The organism is Nonomuraea sp. NPDC003201 (assembly GCF_053590415.1).
Genome location: NZ_JBSFTC010000566.1, coordinates 1 through 3,925, shown reverse-complemented (window position 1 = coordinate 3,925; position 3,925 = coordinate 1). Strand labels below are relative to the sequence as shown.

The following is a 3,925-nucleotide window of genomic DNA, read 5'->3' as shown; positions in this document are numbered from 1 at the left end:
AGAGCGCTTCGGCGGCCCGCATGACGCCGCCGCGGCGGCCTGCTCGATCAGGACCTCGACGTCCCAGCTGCCGGCGCTCTGCGCGACAGGCGGGCCCGCGTCGGGCGGGTCGTACCCGCCGAACGTCGCGTGCCAGAGCCTGGCCGACTGCGCGCCCGCGCTGAACCCGATCGCGTCGAACCGCCGGATGGCGCGCTTCAGGGCCTGCCCGGCGCCGTCGTGGTCGCCGTGCCGTTCCGCGAGGGTCGCGCGGAACATGTCGAGCCCGGCCAGGCCGGGCTGGTGCCCGATTCCGGCCAGGATGGACCGGCCCTCGTCGAGCAGGTTCGTGGCGGCGGCCGAGTCGCACGTCATGTCCGCGAGCAGGGCCGCCGGGCAGCCGACGGCCGCGCGTACCGTGTGGGCGTCCTTGAGCTCGGCGTGCAGCTGCGCGCAGATCGCCGTGGCCGCCGGGGCGGGGGTGTCGCCGTAGGCGAGGCAGAGCGCCAGGTTCCCGTGGATCTCGGTGGCGCCGAAGCACCAGCGCGCCCGCCGCGCGTGGCCGAACGCCTCGTGCAGCACGCCTTCGGCCGTCACGTAGTCGCCGTCCTCCATGTGCCCGATGCCTTCGAGGAGCAGCACCCTGGCGTACGCCGCCGGGTCGTCGGCCCGGTACGCCAGCTCGCGCGCCTGGCCGATCAGGGACCGGTGCCATCGCCCGGTCATCGTGGAGCGGGCCACCGCCTCGTTGAGGGTGAGTTGCACCGCGGCCGCCAGATTGTCGTCGGTGTCCCAGCGCTTCCTGGCCTCCGCGATCCGGGCCAGGGTCTCGTCGGCCCGCCCGGCGGCGGCCGTGGCGTACGTCTCGACGGCCGCGATCTCCAGTTCGAGGCCGGGCAGGCCGGAGTCGAGCCGGGAGACCTGGCTCGCGGTCTGCAGCGCCATCGACAGGTCGCCGCGCGAGACCGCGAACTGGGCGGCGGAGCACAGAGCACGCGCCGCGCGGGCGGCGGCGTGCCGCTCCTCCGGCCCGCCCGGGCGCAGTTCGAGCCAGGCGGCGTGCGCGCGCCCGGCGTGCAGGGCGCACAGCTCGATCTCCGACGGATGGCGGTCGACGCGGGCCTCGGCCAGGTCCGCGACCTGGGCGTGCACGTGGGCGCGGTCGGCGAGCGGCAGCCTGCCGTACGCGACCTCGGCGACGACCGGCGACTCGACCTCCAGCTCGCCGGCCGGGCTCGCCCGGGTGACCAGCAGCCCGTCGCCGAGCAGCTGGGCGAGCGTCTCGTCGAAGGTCTGGTCGAGCGGCGGGTCCAGGGCCGCGGCGACCTGCTCCAGGTCCCCGGCGACGCAGCCGCCGCCGAGCGCGCCGGCGATGGCGAGCAGCCGCTGGGCGTCCACGCCCAGCTGGTCGAGGCGGGCGCCCACCGCCGCCTCCGCGCTCGGCGCGATGAGATCGGTCCGGCCCTCGGCGTCCACCTGCAGGTGGACGAGCTGTTCGAGGTAGAGCGGGTTGCCGGCGCTGCGCCGGGCGAGGTCGTCGCTCAGCGGGAGCGGCCCGAGCCGGGCGGCGACGGTCTCCGCCAGCTCCTGGGCGTCCGCCGGGCCGAGGGGCGGGACGCGCAGCGTGGTCACCGGCCCCCGGGTCAGCGGCGGCTCGTCCACCCGGCCGCTGAGCATCAGCACGGCCCGGACGTCCAGGTCCGGATCGTCCAGGCCCTCCGCGAATTCCCGCACCGCGGGGGACATCCACTGGCAGTCGTCGAGGACGAGGACGACCGGACGCCGCTCCGCCGCCTCCCGCAGCAGCTCCCGCAGCGTCCAGAAGATCTCCTCCTTGCCCTGGGGCCCCTGCCCCCTGGGCACATCTCCCCCCAGGGCCTCGGCGAGCTGGTAGAGGGGCCAGTAGCCCAGCCGCCGGCCGTCGCGCCGGCAGCGCAGGGTCAGGAACCGCGCGTCCGGCGCCATCCGCCGCGCCGCCTCGGCCACCAGCCGGGACTTCCCGACGCCCGGCTCGCCGGACAGCACCACGGCGGGGACGCCCGGCCGGCGAAGACCGTCCCGCAGCGCGGCGACGAGATCGTCCAGCTCGGAACGGCGATCCACCATCGGCGTGCGCGCCTCGTCGGCGTGTCCTTCCGGGGTGCCGGCGATCTGCCAGGCCCGCAGCGGCCGGCTGAAGCCCTTGGCCGCGATCGGCTCGATGGGCCGGGTGGGTACGGCTCCCCGTACGAGCAGCCAGGTCCGCACGTCCATGACGATGCCGTCGGCCGGCGCGGCGGCCTGGAGCCGGGCGGCGCGGTTCATGACCTCGCCGATCGCGAACGAGGAGTCCCGCTCGGAGAGGGCGACCTGTCCCGAGGCGATCCCGAAGCGGACCGAGAAGTCCACCCCTCGCGTACGGCGCAGGTCGGCGGCCTGACGAGCGATCCTCTCCAGGGAGACCCGGGCACACTCCACCGCGCGGACCGCGTCGTCCTCGTGGGTGGCCTCCACCCCGAAGACCGCGACCACGGCGTCCCCGATGAACTTCTCCACCCGGCCGCCCTGCTCGGTCGCCGCCCGGCTCACGTCGGCGAAGTACGTGGCCAGCGTGCCCTGCCAGACCTCGGGGCTGAGGCCGCGCGCGAGCTCCGTCGAGCCGGCCACGTCGCCGAAGAGCACGGTCACGAACCGCAGGGTGGTGCGGGCGGCGGACGCGGGGGACAGGGCACTGCCGCACGACATGCAGAAGCGGGCGGCGGCGGGGTTCTCACCGCCGCACTGGGGGCAGGGTCGCATCACCGGTCACCAGCACCAGCCGCCGCTCGCGTACGCATGCGCTTCGACGTCCGCGGCCTCCTCCATGCGCTCCCTGATGGAGGCGAGCACCTGGAGTTCCTCGTCGCTGAGCGACTGCAGCACCGCGATCTGCTCGCCTGACGCGGTCGTCAGGTCGAAGCCGGCGGCTTCCAATTGGTCGATGGTCGCCATGACCTCTCCTTTCCTGCGGCGTTCGCGCGCAGTTGGACGGCGTCGACGAGCTGCGCCAGGCCGTATGCCGTGTTGAGTGCGCTCAGTCCGATCAGCGACTCCGCCTCGGAGGTGAGCGGGAGCCCGTCGATCGCGCGCCACAGCTCCTCGCGGTGCGTGCCGTCCACGACGGCATGGGTCACCAGCGTGCGGAACGCGTCCAGCGGCAGGCCCGTGCGCAGGGAGAGCAGGGGCGCCAGATCGGGTGGGGGCGGGTAGCCCTCCAGGACGGCGACGTGCCCGAGCAGCGCCACCGGGTGGGCGTGCCTGATCCAGTAGTACTGGCTGCCGACCACCGCGGCGACGCAGGGCGGCGGCGGGTCGGTGAACAGGGTCTCGGCGTCGCCTCCCGCGCGGGCGTAGTCGTTCACCACGTCCTGGTCGTGGCCGTACTCCTCGTGCACGTGCCGGGCCAGATAGACGGCGACGCCCCGCGCGATCTCGTCGTCCCGGGCCAGGCACGCCGTGGTGGCGTCGAGGATGAGCGGTACGGTCGCGCGCAGCATGCCGTGCAGGGCCCTGAGCCATTCCAGGTAGAGCTCGCGGGGTGCGGGATGCCGCCACATCCGCTCCGTCCTGGCCAGCAGCGCGGGCATGACGAGGTCGATCTTGGCCATCAGGCGCAGGCTGGTGGTCATGTCCCGCCTTCCCGGCCCATGAGGGCGGTCAGCAACCGGGTCCCGTCGTCCCCGGCGGTCTCGTGCAGGCGCCAGCACAGGCCGCAGACGTCCGGGTAGCGGGCGCGGGCGAGCGCGGCGAACGGCGGCAGCCGTACCAGGTCGTCCGGCCGGACCGAACCGACGGCGCGCAGCAGCGGGTCGTCGCGGAACGCGGCCAGCGCGGCGCGCACCTCGGTCCTATCTGCCGCTTGCGAACGTCTACGGGTCTTGATGACGCCGCTGGGTTGCACGCGTTCCTGGAAGCAATGGCGTGACCG

General features: G+C 74.6%; 4 protein-coding genes. All 4 read right to left on the bottom strand.

What is annotated here, in order from left to right; genetic code table 11:
- Positions 1-2,757, bottom strand: a 2,757-nt coding sequence (locus ACWDX9_RS60760; RefSeq protein ID WP_449973027.1) for an AAA family ATPase, incomplete at its 3' end; no start/stop codon positions are given.
- A gap of 6 nt (positions 2,758-2,763) precedes the next feature.
- Positions 2,764-2,949: an aroma-sacti cluster domain-containing protein gene (locus ACWDX9_RS60755; RefSeq protein WP_449973026.1), complete on the bottom strand. Its 186-nt coding sequence runs from the start codon at positions 2,947-2,949 to the stop codon at positions 2,764-2,766.
- On the bottom strand, positions 2,907-3,626 hold the full coding sequence (locus tag ACWDX9_RS60750; RefSeq protein WP_449973025.1) for an iron-containing redox enzyme family protein: 720 nt from the start codon (positions 3,624-3,626) through the stop codon (positions 2,907-2,909). Before ACWDX9_RS60750 ends, ACWDX9_RS60755 begins: the two co-directional genes overlap by 43 nt.
- Positions 3,623-3,925: hypothetical protein (locus ACWDX9_RS60745; protein WP_449973024.1), on the bottom strand; the 303-nt coding region annotated here is incomplete at its 5' end. The genes ACWDX9_RS60745 and ACWDX9_RS60750, both read right to left, overlap by 4 nt.